Genomic DNA, 950 nt, shown 5'->3' on the forward strand with positions numbered 1-950 from the left:
TGCGAAAGCTTCGTTAAGCTCCCAGAAATCGATATCTTCAATGGTAAGACCAGCACGCTTAAGTGCTTTCTTAGTTGCTGGAACTGGGCCGTAACCCATGATAGCTGGATCACAACCTGCAACAGCCATTGAAACGATACGAGCACGTGGCTTAAGGCCAAGCTCTTCTGCTTTCTCAGCTGACATCAACAACATTGCTGCTGCGCCATCTGTAAGCTGTGAAGACGTACCCGCAGTTACTGTACCGCCTTTAGGGTTGAAAGCTGGCTTCAACTTGCCTAGAGACTCTGCAGTCGTTTCTGGACGGATTGTTTCATCGTCCTCAATAAGAACTTTAAAACCGTTCTCATCATGACCTTCAACTGGAACGATTTCGTTCTTAAAACGACCTTCCAATGTAGCTTCGTGAGCTAGACGGTGTGAACGCGCGCCAAACTCATCTTGCATTTCACGTGAAATACCGTGCATTTTAGCTAACATTTCAGCCGTTAGACCCATCATGTTAGATGCTTTTGCAGAGTACTTACTTGCTGCTGGGTTGTGGTCGAAACCTTTAGTCATGGATACGTGACCCATGTGCTCAACACCACCCACAACAAACACGTCACCGTTACCGGTTTGGATTGCTTGTGCAGCTGTGTGAATTGCACTCATCGCAGAACCACACAAACGGTTAACCGTTTGAGCGCCAGCAGCGTGAGGAACTTTAGTTAACAATGAAATTTGACGAGCAACGTTAAAGCCCTGCTCCATTGTTTGGTTAACACAACCCCAGATTACGTCTTCAACGTCATTAGGGTTCAATTTTTCGTTACGATCAAAAATAGCATCAATCAGCGTAGCTGAAAGTGTCTCAGCACGTACATTGCGGAAACAGCCATTTTTAGCACGACCCATTGGGGTACGTACTGCATCGATGACGACGACATCTTTTGGATTAAGACTCATAG

General features: G+C 46.1%; 1 protein-coding gene. It reads right to left on the minus strand.

The window, feature by feature from the left end:
• On the minus strand, positions 1-948 hold a 948-nt coding region (gene fadA / locus A3763_RS01115), incomplete at its 3' end, for an acetyl-CoA C-acyltransferase FadA (RefSeq protein ID WP_068759826.1).
• Positions 949-950: the final 2 nt, after the last annotated feature.

The organism is Oleiphilus sp. HI0128, from assembly GCF_001635365.1.